Origin of the sequence: Chromohalobacter canadensis (assembly GCF_034479555.1) — a bacterium.
Taxonomy (GTDB): domain Bacteria; phylum Pseudomonadota; class Gammaproteobacteria; order Pseudomonadales; family Halomonadaceae; genus Chromohalobacter; species Chromohalobacter canadensis.
Window position 1 is genome coordinate 2,975,756 of record NZ_CP140151.1, and the last position, 24,303, is coordinate 3,000,058.

25 protein-coding genes and 1 tRNA gene are annotated in these 24,303 nt (G+C 60.6%); 15 read left to right on the top strand and 11 right to left on the bottom strand.

From position 1 onward, the window contains the following. The first annotated feature begins 22 nt into the window (after nt 1-22). From sufC to SR908_RS13895, 5 genes are all read left to right on the top strand, one after another. The gene (gene sufC / locus SR908_RS13875) at nt 23-775 is read left to right on the top strand and encodes a Fe-S cluster assembly ATPase SufC (protein WP_097022388.1); all 753 of its coding nucleotides are present in this window, start codon (nt 23-25) and stop codon (nt 773-775) included. Next, entirely contained in the window at nt 772-2,109 is a 1,338-nt protein-coding gene (sufD, locus tag SR908_RS13880; RefSeq protein WP_246920836.1) for a Fe-S cluster assembly protein SufD, read from the top strand. Before sufC ends, sufD begins: the two co-directional genes overlap by 4 nt. 4 nt (nt 2,110-2,113) lie before the next feature. Beyond that, nucleotides 2,114-3,355, top strand: coding sequence for a cysteine desulfurase (locus SR908_RS13885; RefSeq protein ID WP_097022386.1), 1,242 nt, complete (start codon nt 2,114-2,116; stop codon nt 3,353-3,355). Nucleotides 3,356-3,365: 10 nt separating this feature from the next. After that, on the top strand, nt 3,366-3,929 hold the full coding sequence (sufT, locus tag SR908_RS13890) for a putative Fe-S cluster assembly protein SufT (protein WP_097022385.1): 564 nt from the start codon (nt 3,366-3,368) through the stop codon (nt 3,927-3,929). Between the two features lie 70 nt (nt 3,930-3,999). Further along, nucleotides 4,000-4,692, top strand: coding sequence for a SanA/YdcF family protein (locus SR908_RS13895; protein WP_097022384.1), 693 nt, complete (start codon nt 4,000-4,002; stop codon nt 4,690-4,692). A 21-nt stretch (nt 4,693-4,713) separates the two neighbouring features. Here the strand turns inward: SR908_RS13895 and SR908_RS13900 are convergent, their stop codons facing one another. The 4 genes from SR908_RS13900 to SR908_RS13915 form a co-directional block, all read right to left on the bottom strand. Next, a complete protein-coding gene (locus SR908_RS13900) occupies nt 4,714-5,148 on the bottom strand; it encodes a hypothetical protein (RefSeq protein ID WP_075369646.1) in 435 nt (144 codons plus the stop codon). A gap of 109 nt (nt 5,149-5,257) precedes the next feature. Next, complete coding sequence (rimK, locus tag SR908_RS13905; protein ID WP_040244030.1) at nt 5,258-6,166, bottom strand: 30S ribosomal protein S6--L-glutamate ligase; 909 nt, start codon at nt 6,164-6,166, stop codon at nt 5,258-5,260. Nucleotides 6,167-6,199: 33 nt separating this feature from the next. After that, nucleotides 6,200-6,637 carry an ATP-dependent zinc protease family protein gene (locus SR908_RS13910; RefSeq protein ID WP_075369647.1) on the bottom strand — a complete coding sequence of 146 codons (438 nt, stop codon included), beginning with the start codon at nt 6,635-6,637 and terminating at the stop codon, nt 6,200-6,202. A 3-nt stretch (nt 6,638-6,640) separates the two neighbouring features. After that, nucleotides 6,641-7,675 carry a DUF3549 family protein gene (locus SR908_RS13915; protein WP_075369648.1) on the bottom strand — a complete coding sequence of 345 codons (1,035 nt, stop codon included), beginning with the start codon at nt 7,673-7,675 and terminating at the stop codon, nt 6,641-6,643. Between the two features lie 254 nt (nt 7,676-7,929). On the opposite strand from SR908_RS13915, the gene SR908_RS13920 reads away from it, so the two are divergent. Continuing rightward, on the top strand, nt 7,930-8,256 hold the full coding sequence (locus SR908_RS13920; protein WP_075369649.1) for a YqcC family protein: 327 nt from the start codon (nt 7,930-7,932) through the stop codon (nt 8,254-8,256). Between the two features lie 69 nt (nt 8,257-8,325). On the opposite strand, the gene SR908_RS13925 is transcribed toward SR908_RS13920, so the two are convergent. Next, nucleotides 8,326-8,913 carry an OmpW/AlkL family protein gene (locus SR908_RS13925; protein ID WP_075369650.1) on the bottom strand — a complete coding sequence of 196 codons (588 nt, stop codon included), beginning with the start codon at nt 8,911-8,913 and terminating at the stop codon, nt 8,326-8,328. 356 nt (nt 8,914-9,269) lie between these two features. Between SR908_RS13925 and SR908_RS13930 the strand changes: the two genes are divergently transcribed. Both SR908_RS13930 and SR908_RS13935 read left to right on the top strand, forming a co-directional pair. Next, a complete protein-coding gene (locus SR908_RS13930) occupies nt 9,270-10,289 on the top strand; it encodes a glycosyltransferase family 2 protein (protein WP_075369651.1) in 1,020 nt (339 codons plus the stop codon). Next, nucleotides 10,286-10,672 (top strand): GtrA family protein, encoded by a 387-nt coding sequence (locus tag SR908_RS13935; protein ID WP_075369652.1) that lies wholly within the window; start codon nt 10,286-10,288, stop codon nt 10,670-10,672. The genes SR908_RS13930 and SR908_RS13935 overlap by 4 nt, the downstream gene beginning before the upstream one ends. A 65-nt stretch (nt 10,673-10,737) precedes the next feature. Here SR908_RS13935 and putP read toward each other — a convergent pair whose 3' ends face one another. The 6 genes from putP to SR908_RS13965 all read right to left on the bottom strand — a co-directional run bounded on the left by putP (nt 10,738) and on the right by SR908_RS13965 (nt 17,839). Further along, the gene (gene putP / locus SR908_RS13940; protein ID WP_246920837.1) at nt 10,738-12,228 is read right to left on the bottom strand and encodes a sodium/proline symporter PutP; all 1,491 of its coding nucleotides are present in this window, start codon (nt 12,226-12,228) and stop codon (nt 10,738-10,740) included. 193 nt (nt 12,229-12,421) lie between these two features. After that, nucleotides 12,422-15,613 carry a bifunctional proline dehydrogenase/L-glutamate gamma-semialdehyde dehydrogenase PutA gene (gene putA, locus SR908_RS13945; protein ID WP_246920839.1) on the bottom strand — a complete coding sequence of 1,064 codons (3,192 nt, stop codon included), beginning with the start codon at nt 15,611-15,613 and terminating at the stop codon, nt 12,422-12,424. A gap of 190 nt (nt 15,614-15,803) precedes the next feature. Further along, nucleotides 15,804-16,592, bottom strand: coding sequence for an AraC family transcriptional regulator (locus SR908_RS13950; RefSeq protein WP_097022377.1), 789 nt, complete (start codon nt 16,590-16,592; stop codon nt 15,804-15,806). 64 nt (nt 16,593-16,656) lie between these two features. After that, complete coding sequence (locus tag SR908_RS13955) at nt 16,657-17,028, bottom strand: hypothetical protein (RefSeq protein ID WP_246920840.1); 372 nt, start codon at nt 17,026-17,028, stop codon at nt 16,657-16,659. Nucleotides 17,029-17,130: 102 nt separating this feature from the next. Then, nucleotides 17,131-17,206, bottom strand: a tRNA-Gly gene (locus SR908_RS13960). A 222-nt stretch (nt 17,207-17,428) separates the two neighbouring features. Beyond that, a complete protein-coding gene (locus tag SR908_RS13965) occupies nt 17,429-17,839 on the bottom strand; it encodes a CBS domain-containing protein (RefSeq protein WP_097022375.1) in 411 nt (136 codons plus the stop codon). A 255-nt stretch (nt 17,840-18,094) separates the two neighbouring features. Here SR908_RS13965 and SR908_RS13970 point away from each other — a divergent pair, with 255 nt between their 5' ends. From SR908_RS13970 to trpA, 7 genes are all read left to right on the top strand, one after another. Next, nucleotides 18,095-18,364 (top strand): hypothetical protein, encoded by a 270-nt coding sequence (locus tag SR908_RS13970; RefSeq protein WP_075367796.1) that lies wholly within the window; start codon nt 18,095-18,097, stop codon nt 18,362-18,364. Between the two features lie 118 nt (nt 18,365-18,482). Then, a complete protein-coding gene (locus SR908_RS13975) occupies nt 18,483-18,641 on the top strand; it encodes a YqaE/Pmp3 family membrane protein (RefSeq protein ID WP_040244018.1) in 159 nt (52 codons plus the stop codon). 179 nt (nt 18,642-18,820) lie between these two features. Continuing rightward, nucleotides 18,821-20,614, top strand: coding sequence for a type IV pilus assembly protein FimV (locus SR908_RS13980; RefSeq protein ID WP_246920842.1), 1,794 nt, complete (start codon nt 18,821-18,823; stop codon nt 20,612-20,614). A 55-nt stretch (nt 20,615-20,669) separates the two neighbouring features. Then, nucleotides 20,670-21,596: a tRNA pseudouridine(38-40) synthase TruA gene (gene truA / locus SR908_RS13985; protein WP_097022373.1), complete on the top strand. Its 927-nt coding sequence runs from the start codon at nt 20,670-20,672 to the stop codon at nt 21,594-21,596. After that, nucleotides 21,593-22,228, top strand: a complete 636-nt coding sequence (locus SR908_RS13990; RefSeq protein WP_097022372.1) for a phosphoribosylanthranilate isomerase — start codon at nt 21,593-21,595, stop codon at nt 22,226-22,228. The genes truA and SR908_RS13990 overlap by 4 nt, the downstream gene beginning before the upstream one ends. An 11-nt stretch (nt 22,229-22,239) precedes the next feature. Continuing rightward, entirely contained in the window at nt 22,240-23,454 is a 1,215-nt protein-coding gene (gene trpB / locus SR908_RS13995; RefSeq protein WP_246920844.1) for a tryptophan synthase subunit beta, read from the top strand. A gap of 8 nt (nt 23,455-23,462) precedes the next feature. Beyond that, nucleotides 23,463-24,266 carry a tryptophan synthase subunit alpha gene (gene trpA, locus SR908_RS14000; RefSeq protein WP_246920986.1) on the top strand — a complete coding sequence of 268 codons (804 nt, stop codon included), beginning with the start codon at nt 23,463-23,465 and terminating at the stop codon, nt 24,264-24,266. The last annotated feature ends 37 nt before the right edge of the window (nt 24,267-24,303 follow it).

Here is a 24,303-nt window from a genome sequence, read left to right on the forward strand (position 1 = left end):
CGAACGCAAGCAAGGTATCAAGATGCTCGAAGTCAAAGATCTGTATGTCACGGTGGAAGGTTCGGAAATCCTCAAGGGGCTGAACTTGACCGTCAATCCCGGCGAGGTTCATGCCTTGATGGGTCCCAACGGGGCGGGTAAGTCGACGCTCTCGGCGGTGATCGCAGGTAAGGATGGTTACGAGGTAACCAGCGGGGAGATACTGTTCGAAGGCAAGAACCTGCTGGAAATGGAAATCGAAGAGCGCGCGTTGGCCGGCATTCTGCTGGGTTTCCAGTACCCCGTGGAAATTCCGGGCGTCAAGAACATCTATCTGCTCAAGGCGGCGCTCAACGCTCAGCGCGTCGCGCATGGTGAAGAGGAAATTCCGGCGCCGGAATTCATGAAGCTGGTACGCGAACAGTTGAGCTTCATGAAGATGGACGGCAGCTTCTTGCAGCGTGCGGTCAACGAGGGATTCTCGGGCGGCGAGAAGAAGCGCAACGAGATCCTGCAGATGCTGGTGTTGCAGCCCAAGCTGGCGATGCTTGACGAGATCGACTCGGGGCTTGATATCGACGCCATGAAGGTGGTCGCTGAGGGCATCAATTCGCTGCGCAATGCCGATCGCGCGATTCTCATGGTGACGCACTATCAGCGTCTGCTTGAGCATATCGTGCCGGATCGCGTCCATGTCCTGGTGGACGGCCGTATCGTCAAGTCCGGCGATAAGGATCTTGCCAACGAGCTTGAGGCTCGTGGGTATGAATGGGTGCTGGAGGAGTCTGCGGCATGAGTGCAGCACACGCTTTTCTACAGCGGCTCGGCGAGCGAGCCGATGACGAGCCGACCTGGGTGGCGGCACGCCGCCAGGCCGGGGCGGCACGCTTCGAAGCCTTGGGATTTCCTACCAAGCGTGACGAGGCCTGGAAATATACCGACGTTCGGCGCATCGCCGAAGGCGAATTCACGCTGGCCGATGACGCCGAGCTCGATGAGGCGCGTTTCGCGGCACTCGGCATGCCGCTGGACGCACATCGCCTGGTATTCGTCGATGGCGTCTTCTCGTCGGCCTTGTCAGATCTGACGGGGCTGCCCGACGGCGTTTCCGTCGAGCCGTTGACCACGGCGATGCGCACTAACCACGAGGCAATCGGCGGCGCCATCGGACGCCTGGCGGGGGTCGACTTCTCGCCGTTCACCGCGCTCAATGTGGCGCTTTCCGAGGAAGGCGCGGTCGTGCGCATCGGTCAGGGCGTCGTGGTCGACAAACCGATCTATGTGGTCTTCGCCTCGCGCGCCAATGAATCGGCGCGGATGAGTCATCCGCGTGTATTGGTGATGGCCGGAGCGCGTAGCCAGGCCACGGTGATCGAGCATTACGCCGGCGAGGCGGGTGCGGCCAACTTCACCAACGTGGTCAGCGAAGTCATGCTTGAACGTGGCGCCATCGTCGATCACTACAAGCTGCAGGAAGCCTCGAGTGAGGACCTGCACGTGGCGAGCATCCATGTCGAGCAGGGCCGCGATTCGCGCTTTACGTCGTTCAACCTGAACCTGGGCGGCGCGCTGGTGCGCACCGACTTGGTCACCGACCTCAACGCGCAAGGTGCGGAGACCAATTACAACGGGTTGTTCTTCGTCCAGGGTCGTCAGCACGTCGACAATCACACTCTGGTCAACCACAACGCGCCGAACACATTCTCCAACGAAAACTACAAGGGCATTCTCAACGACCGTGCCCGGGGCGTTTTCAACGGCAAGGTGGTCGTCAAGCGCGATAGCCAGCAGATCGAGGCGTATCAGAACAACGCCAACCTGCTGTTGTCCGACCGCGCCGAGATCGATACCAAGCCGGAGTTGGAAATCTATGCCGACGACGTCAAGTGCTCGCACGGTGCGACGACCGGCCAGCTCGACGAAGAGGCCGTCTTCGCATTGCGTACGCGCGGCATTGACGAGCAAATGGCGCGCGGTCTCTTGACGTTGGCATTCGCTGGCGAGGTGATGGATCAGGTGCGTCTGCCGGGCATTGCCGAGCGTGTCGAGCGTGCCGTGGCAGGGAAATTGCCCGAGCGCTTCAATCTCGCGGATTTGGTCGAGGTTTCCGACGCGCTTGAGGAGGCCTGAGCACATGAATGCCTTTGCCGAGACGATGCTGGATGTGGCGCGTGTGCGTAGCGACTTCCCGATCCTCGAACGGGAAGTCCACGGCAAGCCGTTGATCTATCTGGACAACGCGGCGACCAGTCAGACGCCAACGGCGGTCATCGACACGTTGGACGATTACTATCGGCGCTATAACGCCAACATCCATCGCGGGCTGCATACCCTGGCTGACGAGGCCACGGCGGCTTACGAGGGCACACGCGAGAAGGTGCGTGCCTGGCTAGGGGCGGCGTCGCATCGCGAGATCGTCTTCACGCGTGGCACCACTGAGGCGATCAATCTGGTTGCCAATAGCTGGGGGCGGGCCAATCTGCAGCCGGGTGACGAGATCATCGTCTCGTTGATGGAGCATCATTCGAATATCGTGCCTTGGCAGATGCTGTCCGAGGCGCTGGACGTCACGCTCAAGGTGATTCCGGTCGACGAGCGCGGCGTTCTCGATCAAGCGGCTTATCGGGACATGCTGGGCGAGCGCACACGTCTGGTGTGCGTCAATCACGTCTCGAATGCGCTGGGCACCGTCAATCCAGTGGCGGAAATGGCGCGTGCGGCGCATGAGCATGGCGCCCTGATCCTGGTCGACGGTGCCCAGGCGGTGCCGCATCAACGCGTCGATGTTCAGGCACTGGACGTCGACTTCTATGCGTTCTCGGGACACAAGGCGTATGGCCCCACCGGCGTGGGTGCGCTCTATGGTCGTGAGGCCTTGCTCGAGGCGATGCCGCCTTGGCAGGGCGGGGGCGAGATGATCAGCCGCGTGTCCTTCGAGAAGGGCACGGTTTACAGCGAGATTCCACATAAGTTCGAAGCCGGCACACCGGCTATTGCGGAAGTGATCGCCCTGGGGGCGGCGCTCGACTGGATAGCGGATACCGGCATCGACCTGATGGCGGCGTGGGAGCATCACTTGCTCGAGCGTGCCACCGACAAGCTGCAGGAGGTCGATGGCCTGCGCATGATCGGCACGGCGCCGGACAAGGTGAGCGTGCTGTCGTTCGTGGTCGACGGCGCGCATTCCCAGGATATCGGTCTGCTGATCGATCAGCTTGGCGTGGCGATCCGTACCGGGCATCATTGTGCCCAGCCGATGCTTGCCAGCATGGGGCTCGACGCGACTTGCCGCGCCTCTCTGGCAGCATACAACACGCCAGAAGAGGTCGATGCGTTCGTCGAGGCCTTACAGAAAGTCATCGCTATGGTGCGCTAACGGAGACGGCATGGATCAACTGCGAAGCCTCTACAAGGGGCAGGAAATGCCCTTGCAGCGCGATGTCGAGGCGATCTCGATTCCCTTCGGCAAGAGCGTGACCTTGACCGAGGACAGTATCGTCTCGGTGATGCAGGCCAAGGGCGGAACCGTCAGTGTCGGTTTCGAGGGACGCATGTTCCTGATCGAGGGGCACGACCTCGATGCCTTGGGGCTCGAGGCAGTGTCGCGTGCGTCTCTCCCCGAAGGGGCCAGCGACGAGCAGCTCGAGGCCTTCATATGGGCGCAGCTGCGCACCTGTTTCGACCCGGAAATTCCAGTCAATATCGTCGATCTGGGACTGGTCTACGGATGCCGTATCGAGCATCTTCTGAGTGGCGAGACCATGGTGACCATTCGCATGACATTGACGGCGCCGGGCTGTGGCATGGGTGAGGTGATCGCCGAAGATGCCCGACGCAAGCTCCAGGGCGCTGCGCAAGTGTCCAAGGTGCATGTCGAGATCGTTTTCGACCCTCCCTGGAGCCGTGAGATGATGACGGAGGAGGCGAGGCTGGAACTGGGCATGTTCTAGGACAAAGCCTTCATCGCTCTCTTTCTCATGGTGGGGCGTGGCTCACGCCCCTTATTCGTTGGAGATCCGCATGCCGCGAGAAAACGGTCGCCGGGGGCTGATCCGGTGGGGATGGCGACTGCTCAAGTGGTGTCTTGTCGGCGTGATCTTCATGTTCGTCGTGGTGGTGGTGCTCAACATCTGGGTGTTCGCCAAGACGACTGGCCGTATTCATCACGACACGCTTGTATGCGACGCTGAGCCGGTCGGGTTGGTCTTCGGGACCGCCGAAGGACTTCGTGGCGGCGGCCACAACCCCTATTTCTCTGCACGCATGGAAGCCGCGGCGCAATTGCTGCGTCTGGGGCGTGTCCAGCACCTCTTGTTGTCTGGTGACAACCGCACGCGCTACTACAACGAGCCTGTTTCGATGTGGCGCTCATTGCGTACTCGTAACGTCGGTAGTGACGATATGACCCTCGACTATGCTGGTTTCAGCACCTTCGACAGCGTGGTGCGGGCCCGCCGTGTCTTCGGGGCCGAGCACGTATTGTTGATATCGCAGGCATGGCACTTGCCGCGTGCCCTGTTCATCGCCGATGCGGTCGGCTTGAAGGCGGAGGGATGCGCCGTGCCAGATGGTCGGGTCGGGGGCGAGTGGCAGCTTTGGCTGCGCGAATGGCTGGCACGCGCAGCGACCGTCGGTGATATCTATCTGTGGGGAAGGGTGCCTTACTTTCTCGGGCCGCCTGAAACGTTGCCTATCCGCAAGAAGGAGGAGTAGTGAAGGTGCTCGAGACCGGGATCAGCGCTTATGCTGTGCGTTGAGCTCGCGGATCAACGCCCGACAGTTCTTCCAGCAGCGCTCCAGCGCCGGCTCTACGTCATCCGGGAGGGGATGGGTGAATGCCGTGCCCATCGCCTGCATCAACACGCGCTCTTGCTCGAGTAGCTCGCCTAGCAGCACCTGACTGTCATTGCCCACGAAACTCTTGATGCGACTCCACAGCCAGAGGTAGTCATCGCGCTCCACGTCGGCATCGCGTGGCAGGATATCGAGATGTTCCTTGGCAAGTTTTTGCAGCTCGCGCATGGCCTGGCCGCGCTCTTCATAGTGCGGCTTCAGACGATCGCGCAGCGCAGGGCGCAGGCGCTCGAAATTGTCCTGGAAATAATCGAGACTATCGGCCAGCGCTTCCAGCACGCTGTCCATCGCCACTTGGCGATTATCGAGAAACATGGGCGGTCACCTCCTCCGGTGACGCAAATTGTGCGGGTGGAAACAGCGTTTTGCTACCCCGGCGGAAAGAAAATTTCCCCTGTGGCACGGCGCACGACGAATGCCGCGCTCAGCCCTTGGGTTTGGGAGGCGCCTTGCGCGGGGTGACACCATTTTTCGCGATGTAGTCGATGATCTGTCCGGCAATATCCTTGCCTGTGGCGGTTTCGATACCTTGCAAGCCCGGTGAGGAATTGACCTCCATGATCACGGGGCCGTGATTGGAGCGTAGTAGATCCACACCGGCGACGCGCAGGCCCATCGCCTTGGCGGCGCGGATGGCCGTGGAGCGTTCTTCCGGGGTGATACGTATGACGCTGGCGGTGCCGCCACGGTGAAGGTTGGAACGGAACTCACCTTCGAGCGCCTGACGCTTCATGGCGGCGACAACCTTGTCGCCAATCACCAGGCAGCGCACATCGGCGCCCTTGGCCTCCTTGATGTACTCCTGGACCATGATGTTGGCTTTCATGCCCATGAAGGCCTGGATGACCGATTCGGCGGCCTGGTTGGTTTCCGCCAGAACCACGCCGATGCCCTGAGTCCCCTCGAGCAGTTTGATGACCAGCGGTGCGCCCTTGACCATGGTGATGAGGTCAGGAATATCGTCCGGTGAATGGGCGAACCCAGTGACCGGTAGCCCCAGCCCCTTGCGTGACAGCAATTGCAGTGAGCGTAGCTTGTCGCGCGAACGCGTGATCGAGACCGAGTCGTTGAGCACATAGGTACTCATCATCTCGAACTGACGCAACACGGCGCAGCCGTAGAAGGTGACGGACGCGCCGATGCGCGGCACGATAGCGTCAAACGGTTCGATTTCCTCGCCTTTGTAGTGAATCGACGGCCGATGTGAAGCGATGTTCATATAGCAGCGTAGCGTATCGACCACCCGGGCAGTGTGCCCGCGCGCTTCGGCAGCCTCGATCAGACGCCGTGTGGAGTACAGTCTGCGATTACGTGAAAGAATGCCGATGTGCATGGTCGTCTCCACTCGATAGCGATGCCGGCGGGATCAGGGTTCGCCGTGCAGGAAGGCCGCGCCGGGCGCGACCAAAAGGCGGCGCAATGCGCGCCGTCCAAGCAGCATGGGGTGGCGCATGCTACGCCGGTCGGTCAAGGTCAGCTCGATAGGATAGTCGAGCCCCCCGAGTTGCATTTGCGTTCGGATGACGTAGCGCCATTGCTCGAACCCGTTGGAGTTCTTGACCTTGCGGTGGTCGTAAAGCGGTAGTTCCAGCGTATGCACTGGGGCGTCGGGCCCGCCGCTGCGCGTGATGAAACGAACCCAAAGATGCTCTTGCCGCTCGAATGTCTCGATGTTTTCGGCGTGCAATGCCGAGGTGCGCGCCCCCGTATCGATTTTAGCGCACAGCGTCAGCCCCAGCTCCGGCAGGGTGACCATTTCGCGCCGACCGATGACAGCCTTGGCTTGATAGGGCAGTGCTTTCATGCATCAACGATCCAGTTCGGCCAAGCGCAAGCCGATAGGAGAGTCGGCACTCGCTTGGCGCAGCGTCATTAATACCGGTAGGCGCAAGCGTGGCACAAGCGCCAGGTCACGTACCAGTGCGGTAAAGTTTGCTTGTGGCGTTTCCGCTAGTCGTGTGAGAAACCGCGGCAAGCGTTGCTCATCCTCAAGATGCACCCAGCCGCGCGCGGCGATGGCGGCGAGTACATCGGGGCCACAGGCCGCTGGGTCGTCGAGTAGCGTATCGTACCAGGCACCGACCCGTGAATCGCGACTGCCGCCCAGAGCGCGAATTACTGCGCATACGGTTTCGAGATCCCCTGAGCGCGCTGCTTGTTCGGCGCGTTCGCGAAGCGGCTCCACGCATGCCGAAGCCAAGTCTTGATGTTCCATACAGTAGCAAAGCGGTTGCAGGACCTCGACCGGTAGCGCGGGGATGCGCTCAGCCAAGCGAGCCTCTTCACCACTTTCGAGGCGGGCCACGAGATCGGCAATTCCCTGCAGGCCGAGCATTTGCCAGTTGACGCTGGTGTCGGCATCGATCAGGTAGGCGTAGACGAGCGCGTGGTGCTTGCTGGCCGGTTGGGCAAAGTCGCGGGCGGCCTGGGCATGCAACACGGCCTGTTGCGTGAGCTCGGGATTAAAGACCAAGGGATTGTCGCGCATCAAGTTGTCGATGTGCGGTGCATCGTCGCGCCCGACGCTTTCCACCGTGCGCCCCAGGGTCTCGACCAAGCGTTCGAGGAAGGCGTCGCGTGGTCCGGGGACCAGCATGCCTTGCTCATCCAAGGGCAAAGCCAAGAACCAGATCAAGGGCTCGCTTGCGGTATCGTTGCCCAGGCGGAAAGCGCATGCCAGGCGCGCTTGGCCGTTCCAGGGCAAAGGCCAGGGGGTGGCGCCGGCTTCGAATTCGGTGAGCCGAGAGAATTCGAAAGGCGCGATGCGGCGCCCCATGTCGAAAAGGCGTACTTCCGCACCGGTACGTTGGAAAAATTCACTGAGCGTGGTGATCGACTGCATGCTGCCTCCGGGATCGAGGCCGGCACTGTAGCGTTCAAGGATGGCGCTGACCAGCCCAGATTGGTCAAAAAATAAACGCTTTCTGCCAGGCGGCGTCACCCAAGGCCAAACGAAGGTTGTCCCACGTTTATCCACAATCCCGTCCCAATGAACTGTGGGTAAACGACGTCTTGAGGATAAAACGTCGACGAGGTGGTCAATCGCCCAGGGGGAACGCGATAATGGGCCTGTATTTACCCCTTCCAGGAGACGAGATGACGGCTCATGACGCCTTGATGAAGGCATTGGAAAACTTGGTCGCGACATTGCGCAGTGTCGATATGTGGCGAGTGGAGGAGCCATCCGCAGCGGCTTTCGCCAGTCAGCAGCCATTTTGCGTCGATACCATGGCGATGCCGCAGTGGCTGCGCTATGTCTTCGTGGCGCGGCTTGAAACGCTGGCCGAAGCCGAGTCACCGTTACCGGCGTCCTGCGATGTAGCGCCCGCTGTGGATACCTGGCTGAAGGACGCCTCGCCCAGCGTGCGTCGCGTGGTCACCGAAGCCGTGGCCGAGGTGGATCGGGTCGTCACCGAGGCGTGATGTACATGGCCAGACACTAAAACGCCGGGCGAGAGCCCGGCGTTATATCAACGTACTCACGCGTCTTACTTAGAAGCGATAGCTGAGACCGCCACCCACGGTGACCGGGTCCAGATCGACCGAGCCGGCTGAGCTGCCATTGATGTCGATGTCGGAGTCCACATCGGTGTAGCTGGCGAAGCCATTGAAGGCCAGGTTCTCGGTCACGAACAGGTCGACGCCTAGTTCACCGACAGCACCCCAGGATTCGTCCATATCGGCGCTCTGACCGTTGGCGAGGTTTTCGCTGGAGAACTTGGTGTAGTTGACACCGGCGCCGGCATAGGGCTGAACGCGCGAGTCAGTGCCACCCAGCGGATAGTATTGCAGCGTCAGATTGATCGGGCGCTGCTCGAAGTCGCCGTCGACCCCATTGGCCGAGAAGTCGTGCTCGAACTTTTCGCTGGAGCTTAGAGCGACACCCATCTTGTCGTGGAAGAGGTAGCCGATGCTACCCATGAAACCACTCTCGTCGTCGACATGGCTGTCATCCATATCGCTCTTGGCGATATCGCCGCGTACGAAGAAGTCGCCTGCGTCATAGGCGAGAGCGGCTTGGGTACCGAAAGCGCAGGTGCCGGCCAGTACGAGAGCGGAAAAAAGTTTGGTCTTGGTCATGGGACACTCCTTTGGGTTACAGCGCCGTATCGAACGGCGTTTCCGTATCAACGCTTGCAGTATAGGAAACAGTGTTTTTTAAGTCCAGCAGAATTTTCAAACACTGTTTTCTTCCGTTGTGCGAGTCTAATCCACCATGATGGGAGAGTTCGGCATTATGCGGCTGTCGTACCATCGAAATGTTCGAATTCGCCAAGCGGGTGAAAAAGCTCTTAACTACCAAGTGACCCATTACGAAGGTGCACGTTGATGGGAAGAGGCTCACGGACCGGTGTGGTTGGGCCGGTCCTGGTGCGGGTTGGAGATGGCGACGTTGAGTCGAGGTTGATCGTGGCAAGCTAAAAGCGGAGGGAGAGATGGAATTATCATCGTCGACGGGCGAGGAGGGACAGAGAGAAGAGCCCGGTACTGGTTGGTTGTTGTCCATCGTGGTGCCTGTCATGAACGAAGAGGCCGCCATTCCGGGGTTCATGCAGGCGATCTGTGACGCGCTTGATGGCCATATTGCGCAGTGGGAAGTGCTCTTCATCGATGATGGGTCGCAGGATGCGACCCTGACAAGCTTGCGCCACGCATATGAGCGGGACGCTCGCGTACGCTATCTTTCGTTGACCCGTAACTTCGGCAAGGAGGCGGCGCTGTCGGCGGGGCTAGCGCATGCGCGTGGCGATGCCATCGTACCCATGGATGTCGACCTCCAGGACCCGCCAGAGGTGATTATCGAATTCGTACGCCTGTGGCGTGAGGAAGACTATGACATGGTCTATGGCGTACGCGGCACCCGTGACGAGGACACGCATACCAAACGTGCCACCGCCGGCTTGTTCTATCGCTTCTTCAACCGTATGGCAGAGACGCCGATTCCGCGTAACGCGGGAGATTTCCGGCTCATGGATCGGTGCGTGGTCGACGCCATCAACCGCTTGCCGGAACGCAGTCGGTTCATGAAGGGGTTATTCTCCTGGCCGGGGTATCGCACCACCGGGGTTTACTACGCACGCCCTTCCCGCGAGACGGGGCAGAGTAAATTCAACTACTGGAAACTGTGGAACTTCGCCCTGGATGGCGTGGTGAGTTTTTCCACCTGGCCGTTGCGGATCTGGTCCTACTTCGGTGCAGTGATCGCCTTGATCGCTTTCTTGTACATCGTGTTGCTGGTGGGGCGTGTAGTGCTATTTGGCAGCGACGTGCCCGGCTATGCGTCGCTGATGACGGCGATCCTGTTTTTCGGCGGCATGCAATTGTTGTCGATCGGCGTGCTGGGGGAATACGTGGGACGCCTCTTCATCGAGGCCAAGCATCGGCCGCTCTACCTGGTTGCCGAAGATAGCGATACGCCACGATCATCGCGCCGTCGAGGAGATAACGAGCCATGAGTCGGCTGGCGGGAGAGGCCGGAACCGCTGCGCGCTTCGGGCTCGTCGGGGTCATTGCCACAGGGAGCCATTTGCTGGTGGCGGGCGTGCTGCTCGGGCTCTGGCCGGGGATGTCCGAATTCGTGGCGAATCTCGTGGCATTTTTGGCGGCTTTTCAGGTGTCGTTGATCGGGCATCGACGGGTTACCTTTCGTCGGCGTGGCCGGGCAACGCGTTTTTTCCTGGTGGCGGCGTTGGGATTCGCTCTTAATAACGGGGTATTGGCCGCCTTGTTGGCCGTAACCCCGCTAAGCGGCTTTATCGCCGTGGCGATCGCGACATTGATGGTGCCGGTGCTCACTTACCTGGCATCGCGCTTCTGGGCCTTCGGCGAGCCACCGTGACTGACCATCAAAAAGGGCTCCCGCAGGAGCCCTTTCACTACTCGGAGTGCGCTATACGCGCTCTTTTAGCGAGAGATTTGCTTATATTCCCCGGCATCGTTGGTCATGCTGCTCACCACGAGGATGGCAATGAAGGAAGCGATGAAGCCAGGAATGATCTCGTATACACCGGAACCTCCCATGAACGACGCGTTCCAGCCCAATGAAATCCAGATCATGACGGTGACGGCACCCACGACCATGCCTGCGATGGCGCCAGCGCCGTTTGTGCGCGACCACATCAGCGACAAGATGATCAATGGGCCGAATGCCGCACCGAAGCCTGCCCAGGCGTTACTGACCAGCCCCAGAACCTGAGAGTTCGGGTCAGATGCAATGAAGGCTGCCACCAAGCCAACCAATACAACACTAGCTCGACCTATTGTGACGGTCTCCTTTTCCGTTGCCTGCTTACGCAGGAACAGGCGGTAGAAGTCCTCGGTCAGTGATGAAGATGCCACCAGAAGCTGGCTGGACACGGTGCTCATGATCGCCGCGAGCAGTGCCGCATAGAGGAAGCCGGTGATCAGCGGATGGAACAGCAGGTCCGCTAGAATGATGAAGATCGTTTCCGGATCCTCGATGTCCATACCATTGCGGATTGCATAGGCCCGGCCGAATATCCCCAGAGAGACCGCGCCGACCAGGGAGATGAGCATCCAGCTCATGCCGATGTTTCGAGCAATAGGCACATCCTTCAGCGTTCGAATGGCCATGAAGCGCACGATGATGTGCGGTTGCCCGAAATAACCCAGCCCCCAGGCCACTGCTGACAGCCAACCGATGAAGGTCAGTCCATCCGTCCACGATAGCAGCGTGGGATCGACGTCATTCAGGGTCTGCGAGGCTTGGGTAAAACCGCCGCCACCTTCGCCGAAGATCACGACCGCTGGCATGATGATCAGAGCCAGCATCATGATGCAGCCTTGCACGAAGTCCGTCATGCTCACGGCCAAAAAGCCGCCGACAACCGTATAGACAAGCACCACACCCAGAGTGATGACGACACCGACAGCGTAATCGCTCAGACCACCAATGTTGATAACGCCGGAAAACGCGCTTTCGAACAGCTTGCCGCCTGCCACTAGGCCGGATGCCGTGTAAACCGCGAAGAAGACGACGATGACGATGGCGGATACCGTCCTCAGCGACATTGCCCTAGTCGGGAATCGGTTTGCCAGGAAGGCTGGAATGGTGATCGCATTGCCATAGTGAACCGTCTGTTCACGAAGGCGTGGTGCGACCAGCACCCAGTTGAAGAATGCCCCGACGAATAGGCCGATACCGATCCAGGCCGAGCCCAGGCCAGAGGCGAACATCGCCCCAGGCAAGCCCAATAGCAACCAGCCACTCATGTCAGAAGCACCGGCCGACAGGGCCGCCACTTTAGGGCTGAGGGTGCGGCCCCCCAACATGTAATCTTCAGACGTGGATGTGGATGTGCGCATGGCATAAAGGCCTATGCCGATCATGAGCACAAAATAAGCAAAAAGGCTGATCCAAACACCAATAGCCATAAAAACGTCTCCTGTTCTTAATTATCTTAGTTATTAGGCCGGATGTAGATCCGGCAGGTTGTTGGTACGCATACGGGCCAGAACATTGATGGCGGGCACCATGAACAGGCAGAGCGCGGAGGTGAAGCCGATAGTGGCGTTGTCTTGACCATGAGGGGATTCCCTTCGTTTGTTGTTTGATGACGAGTGAAGATCACTCGTCTCCCAGCGCGAGTAGAGACGCATTGCCGCCCAAGGCAGCGGTATTGATGGTGCGAGTCTTCTCCGTGGCGAACCGCTGCAGATAATGCGGTCCGCCCGCTTTGGGGCCAGTGCCCGACAGGCCTTGACCACCGAAAGGTTGAACGCCCACGACAGCGCCGATGATATTACGATTGACGTACACATTGCCCACTCGAATTTTCTGCGCTATTTCAGCGGCGAAGGATTCGTTGCGACTGTGAATGCCGAACGTCAGGCCATACCCCTTGGCATTGATGGTATCGATGACATGGTCGATCTCCGCGCTGCGATACCGAGCAATATGTAATATCGGCCCGAATTGCTCGCTCTCCAGTGCATCGATGCCTTCGATCTCGAACGCGGTCGGTGCAATGAAGTGACCGTGCGCTGTGGCGTCGGCATCGGGGGTTGCTTCAGCCACCAGACGGCCTTCCGCCTTGAGCCGCTCGATGTAATCGCTGAGCTGACGATGAGCGTCTTCGTCGATGACCGGGCCGACATCGGTACCCAGATCGCGTGGGTCGCCGATGTGTAGCTCCGCCATGGCGCCCTTGAGTAGCTCGATAACGTGGTCGGCGACATCTTCCTGGATGTAGAGCACGCGCAAGGCGCTACAGCGCTGGCCGGCGCTCTGGAACGCCGAGGCCACCACGTCGGCGACGACCTGCTCGGGAAGCGCGGTGGAATCGACGATCATGGCGTTCAGGCCACCGGTTTCGGCGATCAAGGTCGGCAGCGCGGCACCTTTGCGATCGGCGAGGGCACGGTTGATGATTTGTGCGGTGTCCGTACCTCCGGTGAAAACGACGCCGGTGATACGGGCGTCACCGGTCAGTACGCTGCCCACGGTGGGGCCATCGCCGGGCAGCAACTGCACCACGTCGCGCGGCATGCCGGCTTCATGGAGCAGTTCCACGACGCGGTGTGCGATCAGCGAGGTCTGTTCAGCAGGCTTGGCGAGCACCGGGTTACCGGCGACGGCGGCGGCGACCATTTGGCCGCAGAAAATCGCCACCGGGAAATTCCACGGGCTGATGGCGGCGAAAACGCCCTTGCCGGACAAGATCAGCTCGTTGGACTCGCCGGTCGGGCCGGGCAGCGGGATCGGCGCGTCGAACATCTCGCGAGCACGCATCGCATAGTAGCGGCAGAAGTCCACCGCTTCGCGGATCTCGTCGACGCCATCGGTGAGCAGCTTGCCGCCTTCGCGGGAGCACAGCGTCATCAGTTCAGCGAGGTGTTCCTCCATCAAGTCGGCGAAGCGCTCGAGAATCTGCGCACGCTCCTCGACCGGCGTATCGCTCCAGCGAGGGAAAGCCGCCCAGGCGGCATCCACGGCGCGCTGGGCCTGCTCACTCGTGGTCCACTGCACACTGCCCACGCGCTGGCGGGTATCGTAAGGGCTGGGTACGTCGTGACGCTGTGCGGTATCGTCTTCCACGTCGAAGGCCAGCAGCGGCTTGACGTGATGCTCGCTATCCATGAACGCCGCCATGGCGTCGATCAGCGGTTGGTATTGGCTGTTGATGTTCAAGTTGACGCCCTTGGAATTCTTGCGTTTTTCCCCATAGATGTCGCGTGGCAGCGGAATCCGTGGATTGGCATAGGTGTCGTATTGCGACAAGGTCTCTACCGGGTGCTCGCAGAGGCTTTCCACGGGCACGCGAGGATCGACCAACTGGTGCACGAAAGACGAATTGGCACCGTTTTCCAGCAAGCGCCGCACGAGGTAGGGCAGCAAATCCTTATGCGCACCTACCGGGGCATAGATACGGCAGTAAGTGCCCTGTGGCGCGCGCTTGAGCGCGGCTTCGTAGAGCGCCTCGCCCATGCCATGCAGGCGTTGGAATTCGAAATGGCGATCGCCTGCGTTAGCGAGTTCAAGGATGGTGCTGATGGTGTGGGCATTGTGCGTCGCGAACTGCGGGAAGATGCGCCCCCGGGTGTTCTCGGAGAGCAGGAAATGCACGCAGGCAAGGTAGGTGACATCGGTGCACGCCTTGCGGGTAAAGACCGGGTAGCCGTCGAGCCCTTGCTGTTGGGCTTCTTTGATTTCGGTATCCCAGTAGGCGCCCTTGACCAGGCGAAGAGGAATCTCGTCGCCACACTGATCGGCGAGGCGGTTTATGTAGTGCAGAACGGGTAAGGCACGCTTGGAATAGGCCTGCACTACCAGCCCGAAGTGTCCCCAGCCCCGGCAGGCATCGCTTTCGAACACGTCGCGGAAGACTTCAAGCGACAACTCCAGGCGGTCGGCTTCCTCGGCGTCGATGGTGATGGCGACGTTGTTCTCGCGTGCCAGCGAGGCGAGCCGGCGGACGCTGTCGGTGAGCTCCTCGAGGATCTGGCGGCGGCGTCCGAATTCGTAACGCGGATGCAAGGCCGATAGTTTGATCGACACCGAGGGCGCTGGCGTCTTGGCGTCCAGCTTGCGGCTGGTAGCACCGACGCGCTCGATGGCCTGGGCGTAATCATCGAAATAACGGTCGGCATCGGGCCGCGTTCGCGCCGCTTCGCCGAGCATGTCATACGAGTAGGTGTAGCCCTTGTCGAACAGCGGCTGAGAGCGTTTCAAGGCCTCGTCGATGGTGCGCCCCAGCACGAACTGCTTGCCCATGATCTTCATCGCCTGATACATGGCGCGGCGAATCACCGGCTCGCCCATGCGATTGACCATCTTGTTGATGAAGGTGGCGGGCTTGCCTTCGCGGGGCTGGTCGAGCTGGAGGACGCGGCCGGTCATCAAAAGCCCCCAGGTGGAGGCGTTGACGAACCATGACTCGCTCTGGCCCACGTGCGCCTTCCAGTCGGCAGGTCCCAGCTTGTCTTCGATCAGGGCATCGGCGGTGGCCTTGTCGGGAATGCGCAGCATGGCCTCGGCCAAGCACATCAACATCAAGCCTTCATGAGTATCGAGGCTGTATTCCTGAAGCAACTCGTCGATGGAGTCGACTGCCGTATCCATTTCGCGGACGTCGCGCACCAGCTCAGCGGTTTGCGTGGCGATACGCTTGAAGTCTTCCTCTTCGGTACGCAAGAACGTAACCAACTCGGCGACATAGGCGTCTTCCTCGACGCTGTAATAATCGCTGACACGGGCGAACAGCGTGTCGAGATCGTCCGTCCAGGTGGCAGTTTCCAGCATGGTGTTGGCATTTTGCATGTCATGACCCCGTGATGATCGGCGACGCAATAATGAAGGTAGGCGTGCGGAGTCGGCGCCAGTATCGGCGTCCTTGTTATGTTGTAGAGCGTCGACTTTAGAGTGGGTCAGCGTGCACGGTCTTGCCAATTTCTCGGGTGTTTGTGTCAAAAACCACGGCAGGTGAGTGGGTGGGGTTGAATGTTAGACCTTAGTCTATGATGGATGGCGTGGTCATGACGGAGGCGGTGGCACCTCGGCGCCATTGTGAGGGCGACTGGCCATGGTGGCGCCGGAAGGCATGTGACAAGGCGCTTTGATTGGCGAATCCTGTGCGTGCCGCGATTTCGCTGAGCGGTGCGCTGGCAGTTCGCAGCAATGTACTTGCGCGCTCGAGACGGCGACGCAACAAGTACTGGTACGGCGTCAGCCCCGTATGGCGTCGAAAGCGCTCGCCGAAATGTGCCTCGCTCAGACAGGCCAGGCGTGCCAGATCCTTGACCGTCACGCGCTCGGCGAGGTGGATGTCGATATAACGATCAATGGTATCGAGATCCAGTGCGCGTCCGTTATCGAGCGTCGTCGGCGCGGCCAGGCGGGCATGCAGGCAGCTCAAGAAAGTGGTGGCGAGCAGTTCGCCGTCGGCATGGCGTGGCTGCGACATTTCTTGCACCACGAAGTTGAGATAGTTGCGCAGCGGATCGTCGAGCGTGAAGTAGCGTGGCGCATCGAACAGGCTGGCCAGTTCGCGATGGCCTCCGGTCAGCGAGGGTGAGTCATCCGGGAGGTCGAGGATCAGCTGGCGGTTATCACCGATACCTTCGTAATAGTGGACATGATTGATCGGGACGATACAGCCGGACAGAGGAGCAATGGAGCCGCCCAGCCCCTCTATCTCGAATTCGGCATGGCCGGCCAGGCCGATGACGATCTGATGGAAAGCATGACCATGATGCTTGACGGTGTTGTCGAGCGGTGTCAGACGAATGCTGCTGCTCATGGCGACCCTCCTGAGCTTCGCAGTGAGCTTACCATACACGCCCAGAGCACTTGAGGTGCAATTCTCAGGCCTCTAGTTCAGGCTTCGGCAGTGCCAGGCGTGCACGCAAATGGTCGCGTATCGCCTCGAGTTCGTCACGCCCGGCACGCGATAGCAGGCAGCCTCCCTGCACGACTTGCCAAGGTCGACCGTGCTCCTCCATCACATGCTGCGCGCGGCGGCGAATACTTTCGAGATAGGCATCGTGGCGAATCGGATAATCGACCAGGGTATGCCACTCGGCCACGCTGACGCGCTTGTCCAGCGTTTTGTCGAACAGCGTGAGCAGATGCTCGGGCTCGGTCCGGTAACGGGGCGTACGGCTGAGCATCAGCATCGCCACGGTACCGACCAGGATCGTCAGGCAGACGGCGAAAACCAGTAAAAAAAGTAGCATGATGCGGTGAGAGGCCGAAACGAATGCGAAGTTTCGAGTCTAGCATGTGATTGCGCCACGACGCAGTGACTCTCCCAGCGCGATGAAATCGCAAGGCAGGGATGGAGCGGGCAACGAGGCTCGAACTCGCGACCCTCAGCTTGGGAAGCTGATGCTCTACCAACTGAGCTATGCCCGCTCGACGCAGGGATGTTAATCACGCCGGCCAGGGCTTGGCAAGCCTGATCATGGCAGCGCTCGATAAAAATGCGCGAGGCGAGGGAACTTTTGCCTGCAAAACGGTCTGAGTTAGTGCAAGAAACGTAATTCAGGCAGTCGCTAGGAAATGCGTTTTGAGCTTACTGTTCTCGATTGACCGCCGTGCCTTTGCACGGCGGTTTTTTATGGGCGGGTGTCGGCCTCAGCAGCGGTTGCGCATTACCAACAGGGCGGCGAGAACCTCGCGGCGGGTCACTAAGCCGATGACGTGCCCATCATCGACGACGGGATATACCTTTGGGCGTTCGCCACGCATGGACTCGGCCAGGTCGACGATGCTCTTGTCGGGCGTCACCGTCAGTACCTCGCCTCGCATCAACTCGCCGACCAATGAGGGCTGGCCGCAGTGATAGGCACTATCCAGCAACTGGCCTAACACATCCTGCTCCGAGATGAAGCCGATCAGATGGCCGTGCGTATCGACGACTGGCGCACCTGGCAATCGGTGGCGCGCCAGGCCGTCGGCGAGCGCCGAAATCGAGGTGTCGGCGGTGACTCGGTAGCCATCGCCGATCATGATATCGCCGACGACGGCGGGGGATGAGCGCGTCATGGCAGGCCTCCTGAGGACGACGGGCAGGATCGAGGAACTAGCCCTCTAGTCGAGGGTAGCTTATTCTCACGTTGGCATTGCAGTGCGTGGCGGTTGTCTAAACGATCAAGGGGCGGTTACTTGAAAGTCGCTCTCATGCCTTCATTTAAATTGCATAGGCTATAGTGTCTTTGTGAGGAAATGACGTCGCGCAGAAATAGCGCAAACCATTGGCATGAGGCGTAATACACAAGGTTCGGCTCTTCGGGAGGCAACATGAACGCACGCGATTACTTGGCCAAGCAGGGCATCGGTCTCGACAAGGAAGAGGACAAGCCCACCACCCTCGAAGAGCAGGCCTGGGCACGCGCCCGGGGCGCGGCAAGTCATCGTCCGCGCAGTGGTACCCCCCATGATTGGGAAGATTGGGAGCGCCACCACGACACGCTGGCCTCCGGCGCCGACGAAGTGCGCCAGAAGATCGACCCCGATGCGCATTCGCATGCGCCGGGCGTCGAATATTGCGACCCTCGCGGCAAGCAATAGCCAGGCTATCGAGGCGTCATGCCAATGCGTATCATGCGAGGCGGTGAATACCACCAGTGGGGGCGCCCCACACTACTTTGAAAGACTCTGAAAGGACGCATTCACAAGGAGAGGATGTATGGACATTATCCGCATAATTCTGGCTATTTTGCTGCCGCCCCTGGGGGTTTTCCTGCAGGTCGGTTTCGGTCTGCATTTCTGGCTCAACATTCTGCTGACGTTGTTGGGGTATATCCCCGGCATCATTCACGCCGTCTGGATCATCGCCACGCGGTGACAACAGATGTGGCGCCGCCGAGATGGCGGCCATGGCTGAGTGTCATCTGAGCAACGAGCCCGCCTAGGCGGGCTCGTCTTGTTTTGGTAGAGCGTACTTTGGTAGGGCTTAGTATGAGGTGGCTGGTTAAAAGATATGATAAAACGTAAGCCATCGTTGACGTCTTTCTTGAGGATTCCATGCCGCGCAAGATTGCCCTGGCATTATGCCTAGCCGTGATGAGCCCCGTAGCACTTGGGGTGAGCGTGGGAGCGCCGCAGGTCACCTCTTATATCAACCAGCCCTTGCGCGCCGAACTGACGCTGTCGGGTGTCGGCGATGTCGATCCCCAGCGACTCAAAGTGCGTCTAGCGGACGATGCTGCCTTTGAGGCGGTAGGGTTGGATAAAAGGGCACTTGATATGCCGTTGAATGTCGATCTATCGAGTGATACCACACCGCCACGCGTCACGATCAGCAGTCAGGCGCCGGTGGGGCGCGCATATCTCGAATTATTGCTGGAGGTATCATGGCCACAAGGGCGTATCCAGCAGCCGGTGACATTGCTGTTTGATCCGCCTGGCTACGCCCTGGCGAGCTCTTCCACTGCGTCGCAGACAGCGCAAGGCACGTCGACGCGGCAAGCTAATGTATCGCTGTCTTCTCCCGCGACCTCTCAGTCCCAGTCTGAGACACCGCAGGGCGTTGTCGGGACCGTTCGCGAGAGTGCCGAGCCCTCGCCTCCCGCATCGGCCGACACTTCATCGGTGCAGCGCGCAGGGGAGGCCGATGCTCGACGTGCAGGCGAGCTGGAGGCGGCACTGCAAGCCCTACGCTTACGCGTGGCCTACGTCGAGCAGGAACGTGATGCCTTGGCCGAGCGTCTCGAAGCGCTCTCGGCACTGCCGCCGGTCGACGTGACCGGTGTGGCGGCCTTGCTGGCACAGACGGCGTCCGATACCTCGTCGGCAGCGTCCGGCGAGCGGGCAGCATCGTCCAGTGAAGAGGCGCCGCCGAGCACTGCCGAGGGTAATGAAGCATCGTCATCTTGGCTGGGACCATGGCAGGTAGGATTGTTGATCGTGCTTGCAGCACTGCTGGCGCTCTGGGGGTGGCAACGTTGGCGTACCGGGCGTGAAGCGACCTACCAGGATATGGCGGCGCGGTTGGGGACGACGCAGTCCTCCGCTAAGGCTCGTCCGATCCTCAGCGACGATGATGTACCCGAGACGGCCACCATCGACGAGGCCGATATTTATATCGCCTATGGACGTTATACCCAAGCGCGCGACTGGCTGCAGGCGCGACTGGCGGTACAGGAAAATGCCGAGTTACGCCTCAAATTGCTGTCGGTGTTGGGCGAACTGGGCGAGCTCACCGCGTTGGAGCGGGAGGCTGAGTGTTTCGCGTCGGCAGTCAGTGATGAAACGCATCGCGAGGCCGAGGCCTTGGTGACGCATTATCGTCAAGTCGGCGCCAAACAAGCCGCCAACGCGCCGCATGAGTCGGTGGCGTCTTCCCCCGAGGTGGACTCTCTGTTCGAAGGTGCCTCAGGGGCTGCTGACAATGCCAAGTCCGAGACGCCGTATGATGATCCGGACGAGGGGAGCGTGACGCCGGCCGCACGCCCCGACGAGGAGGCAGCGCCGCTCGAGTTCGACCCTCCCGAGGTGCCCGAAGCGCCTACGCGTCTGGACTACCAATTGCCTGAGGTGGAGCCCTCGGCGGGGACCGAGCCGTACGCTGAGTCACGCGAGTCATCACATGATGTCGCGCGTTGGGAGGTCGAGGAAGTGGCGTTCGCACCCTCGCATCTGGATAATGGGCGCGCCGCCGAGGCGCCAGCCGACGCGCTGGAAAAGGCGCGGGGCTTGCTGGCCACCGAAGGCGACACCACGCAGGTCAAGGCGTTGCTGCAAGTCGCTGCGCGAGCCGAGGATGATGGCGTCGCGCGTGAAGCCAAGGCGCTGATGCGTGAATATGACAGCGTCTGAGGGCTATACGCAGACGTTTGCACGACATACCCAAGACTCAACGTGACGGATATTGATGGCCTTCTTCGAATTCCAGGATGACCGCCAGCCGCTGGAAGGACGCATTGCACTCGGTGTCGAGTACGATGGCAGTGCGTATTGTGGTTGGCAGCGCCTCACGCAAGCGCCTTCGGTGCAGGCAGCGCTGGAAACTGCGCTTTCGAAGATTGCCAATACGCCGGTGCAAGCACTGTGCAGCGGGCGCACCGATACCGGCGTGCATGCGACGCGTCAGGTAGTGCACTTCGATGCGCCGGTGCCTCGCACGCAAAAAGCCTGGCTGTTTGGCGCCAACGCCAAATTGCCGCGCGATGTTGCGGTGCGTTGGGTGGTGCCGGTCGCCGACGATTTTCATGCGCGACTCTCGGCCTTGGCGCGGCGCTACCGTTACGTGATCCTCAATCAGCCATCGCGACCGGTGCTGGAACGCGCCAATGCTACCTGGTGCCGTGAGCCGCTGGATGCCGAGCGCATGCATGCTGCCGCCCAAGCGTTGATCGGCGAGCACGATTTTTCGAGTTTCCGTGCTGCGGGCTGCCAGTCGAAAAGTTCCCATCGTCATGTGCACTTCATCGAAGTACGACGTTATGGGCCGCTGATCGTCATCGACATTCAGGCCAACGCGTTCTTGCACCACATGATCCGCAATATCGCCGGCGCGCTGGTGGCTGTCGGACGCGGCGATCATCCGACGACCTATCTTGGCGAGCTGTTGTTGCTGCGTGACCGAACGCAGGGCAATGTCACGGCGCCGGGGTGCGGGCTGCACTTCGTCGATGTGTACTACGACGAACGCTTCGAATTGCCACAAGAGCCGCTGGGCCCAAACTTGCTGGCGTTTGTCGGCGAGTGGAGCGGTGAGCGCACATTGCCGGATAGTGAGTGGGCGCGTGCGCGTCGCCAGCGCCGCGTTTATCCACCGCGTCGGGAGGTGTCGTCATGAAGGCGCCGCTGCAAAGAACCCGTGTCAAGATCTGCGGCCTGACCCGTGAGGAAGATATCGAAGCGGCCGTGGCGGCGGGGGCCGATGCGCTGGGCTTCGTGATGTGGCCAGGCAGCGCGCGGGCCATCGACGAAGCGCGCTTGGCGCGGCTATCGGCGTGCGTGCCGCCCTTCGTCACGCGAGTGGGGTTGTTCGTCGACCAGTCGGAGGACGAGATTCGGCGTTGCGCGCGGTATCTGGATTTGGTGCAGTTGCACGGCGACGAGACTGCCGAGGCCTGTGCGCATCTGAATGTCTCCTGGATCAAGGCCTTGCGCATGCGCGACGGGCTCGACTTGCATGCCGAGGCCGCGCGTTATGCTGGCGCGCGTGCCTTGTTACTGGATGCCTATCGTCCCGGAATACCGGGCGGAACGGGCGAGACCTTCGACTGGTCGCGAATCCCCGCAAACCTGGCAAAACCTGTTATTCTCGCAGGAGGCTTGACGGCAACCAATGTCGCCGAAGCCATTCAGCGGGTGCGGCCCTACGCCGTTGACGTCTCGGGAGGCGTCGAGGCGGCCAAGGGTGTCAAGGACCCCGCGAGCATCCGGGCATTTTTGTCCCAAGTGTCCCATACCCAAGCCCCATAGAGGTGTCATTCGTGTCCAAGTTCAGCGACCTGACCCGACTGCCGGACGCCCAAGGCCATTTCGGTCCGTACGGTGGCCGGTTCGTCTCGGAGACTCTGAGCTTCGCCCTGGAAGAGCTGGAGAAGGCCTACATGAGCCTTCGCGACGATGCTGACTTCCAGGCCGAATTCGACCGTGATCTGGCCCATTACGTGGGCCGCCCGTCTCCGCTATACCACGCTGAACGATGGTCCGAGATGCTCGGTGGTGCGCAGATCTGGCTCAAGCGCGAAGATCTCAACCATACCGGCGCCCACAAGGTGAATAACACCATCGGTCAGGCGCTGCTCGCCAAGAAGAGCGGCAAGCCACGTGTCATCGCCGAGACCGGTGCTGGTCAGCATGGCGTGGCTACCGCTACCGTGGCTGCGCGGCTAGGTCTCAAGTGCGAGATCTACATGGGCGCCGAGGACGTCGAGCGCCAGAAGCTCAACGTCTATCGCATGCGTCTGTTGGGAGCCGAGGTACATCCGGTCGAGTCCGGATCGCGCACCCTCAAGGACGCCATGAATGAAGCGCTACGCGACTGGGTGACCAATGTCGACGATACCTTCTATATCATCGGAACCGTTGCCGGGCCGCATCCCTATCCCGCCATGGTGCGCGACTTCACCGCGGTGATCGGTCGCGAGGCGCGCGAGCAGAGCCTGGCGCAGATAGGTCGCCTGCCCGATGCCCTGGTGGCCTGTGTGGGAGGCGGATCCAACGCCATCGGTTTGTTCTATCCCTTCATCGAGGATGAAGAGGTGGCCATGGTGGGCGTCGAGGCCGGTGGTGATGGCGTCGAAACCGGGCGTCACGCCGCACCGTTGACTGCCAATGCGCCCAGCGGTGTGCTGCATGGCAATCGGACCTATCTGATGTCCGATGAGAGTGGCCAAGTGTCAGATACGCACTCGATCTCCGCGGGCCTCGACTATCCTGGCGTCGGCCCCGAGCATGCACTGTGGAAGGATGTCGGTCGCGTCAGCTACGTGGCCGCCAACGACGATGCGGTGCTCGAGGCGTTTCGCGAGCTGACTCGCATCGAGGGCATCATGCCCGCCCTGGAATCGGCTCATGCGTTGGCCCATGCCAAGGTGATGGCAGCCTCCATGCGTCCCGATCAGCACATCGTCGTCAATCTTTCCGGGCGCGGTGACAAGGACATTCACACGGTGGCCAAGCTCGACGGTCTGGAATTTTGAGCATGACTATGAATCGTATCGATCAACGCTTTGCGGCGCTCAAGACCCAGTCGCGCCGCGCCTTGATTCCGTATATCACCGCCGGTGATCCCGCGCCGCAATATACCGTCGGTTTCATGCACGCCTGCGTCGAGGCGGGCGCCGATGTACTGGAATTGGGCGTGCCGTTTTCCGACCCCATGGCCGATGGGCCGGTGATCCAGAAAGCTTGCGAGCGCGCGCTCAAGCATGGGACGCGCTTGGCCGACGTGCTCGATATGGTCGCGTCGTTTCGCGAGACCGACCAGGCAACGCCGGTCGTGTTGATGGGCTATCTCAACCCCATCGAGCGCATGGGCTACGAGGCATTCGTACGGCGTGCACGGGATGCGGGAGTCGACGGCGTGCTGATGGTCGACATGCCTCCTGAGGAAGCGACTGCGGTGGCGCCACTGTTTGCCGAGCACGGTCTACAGTCGATCTTCCTGTTGGCCCCTACCACCTCGCCCTCCCGGGCCGCTACAATATGTGCGCACGGTGAGGGTTATTTGTACTATGTATCACTCAAGGGTGTAACTGGCGCCGCATCGCTCGATGTCGAGGCTGTGGCGCGGCAGTTGGCGCCGCTACGCGAGATGACCGATTTGCCGTTATGTGTCGGCTTCGGCATTCGTGATGGTGAGACCGCTGCGGCGGTCGGCCAGGTAGCCGATGGTGTCATCGTCGGCAGTGCACTGGTGTCGCGTATCGCCGAAAACGCCGAACGCCCCGAGGCCATACCGGCGGCGCTCAAGGCTGTACTTGGCGACATGCGCGATGCGCTGGATCGCTGAGGTGGTCATGCGATCCTCTATTATTCGCTGTATTGGG

Coding starts and splice junctions, on each gene's coding strand:
- sufC (WP_097022388.1), top strand. CDS start 23: ATGCTCGAAGTCAAAGATCTGTATGTCACGGTGGAAGGTTCGGAAATC.
- sufD (WP_246920836.1), top strand. CDS start 772: ATGAGTGCAGCACACGCTTTTCTACAGCGGCTCGGCGAGCGAGCCGAT.
- SR908_RS13885 (WP_097022386.1), top strand. CDS start 2,114: ATGAATGCCTTTGCCGAGACGATGCTGGATGTGGCGCGTGTGCGTAGC.
- sufT (WP_097022385.1), top strand. CDS start 3,366: ATGGATCAACTGCGAAGCCTCTACAAGGGGCAGGAAATGCCCTTGCAG.
- SR908_RS13895 (WP_097022384.1), top strand. CDS start 4,000: ATGCCGCGAGAAAACGGTCGCCGGGGGCTGATCCGGTGGGGATGGCGA.
- SR908_RS13900 (WP_075369646.1), bottom strand. CDS start 5,148: ATGTTTCTCGATAATCGCCAAGTGGCGATGGACAGCGTGCTGGAAGCG.
- rimK (WP_040244030.1), bottom strand. CDS start 6,166: ATGCACATCGGCATTCTTTCACGTAATCGCAGACTGTACTCCACACGG.
- SR908_RS13910 (WP_075369647.1), bottom strand. CDS start 6,637: ATGAAAGCACTGCCCTATCAAGCCAAGGCTGTCATCGGTCGGCGCGAA.
- SR908_RS13915 (WP_075369648.1), bottom strand. CDS start 7,675: ATGCAGTCGATCACCACGCTCAGTGAATTTTTCCAACGTACCGGTGCG.
- SR908_RS13920 (WP_075369649.1), top strand. CDS start 7,930: ATGACGGCTCATGACGCCTTGATGAAGGCATTGGAAAACTTGGTCGCG.
- SR908_RS13925 (WP_075369650.1), bottom strand. CDS start 8,913: ATGACCAAGACCAAACTTTTTTCCGCTCTCGTACTGGCCGGCACCTGC.
- SR908_RS13930 (WP_075369651.1), top strand. CDS start 9,270: ATGGAATTATCATCGTCGACGGGCGAGGAGGGACAGAGAGAAGAGCCC.
- SR908_RS13935 (WP_075369652.1), top strand. CDS start 10,286: ATGAGTCGGCTGGCGGGAGAGGCCGGAACCGCTGCGCGCTTCGGGCTC.
- putP (WP_246920837.1), bottom strand. CDS start 12,228: ATGGCTATTGGTGTTTGGATCAGCCTTTTTGCTTATTTTGTGCTCATG.
- putA (WP_246920839.1), bottom strand. CDS start 15,613: ATGCAAAATGCCAACACCATGCTGGAAACTGCCACCTGGACGGACGAT.
- SR908_RS13950 (WP_097022377.1), bottom strand. CDS start 16,592: ATGAGCAGCAGCATTCGTCTGACACCGCTCGACAACACCGTCAAGCAT.
- SR908_RS13955 (WP_246920840.1), bottom strand. CDS start 17,028: ATGCTACTTTTTTTACTGGTTTTCGCCGTCTGCCTGACGATCCTGGTC.
- SR908_RS13965 (WP_097022375.1), bottom strand. CDS start 17,839: ATGACGCGCTCATCCCCCGCCGTCGTCGGCGATATCATGATCGGCGAT.
- SR908_RS13970 (WP_075367796.1), top strand. CDS start 18,095: ATGAACGCACGCGATTACTTGGCCAAGCAGGGCATCGGTCTCGACAAG.
- SR908_RS13975 (WP_040244018.1), top strand. CDS start 18,483: ATGGACATTATCCGCATAATTCTGGCTATTTTGCTGCCGCCCCTGGGG.
- SR908_RS13980 (WP_246920842.1), top strand. CDS start 18,821: ATGCCGCGCAAGATTGCCCTGGCATTATGCCTAGCCGTGATGAGCCCC.
- truA (WP_097022373.1), top strand. CDS start 20,670: ATGGCCTTCTTCGAATTCCAGGATGACCGCCAGCCGCTGGAAGGACGC.
- SR908_RS13990 (WP_097022372.1), top strand. CDS start 21,593: ATGAAGGCGCCGCTGCAAAGAACCCGTGTCAAGATCTGCGGCCTGACC.
- trpA (WP_246920986.1), top strand. CDS start 23,463: ATGAATCGTATCGATCAACGCTTTGCGGCGCTCAAGACCCAGTCGCGC.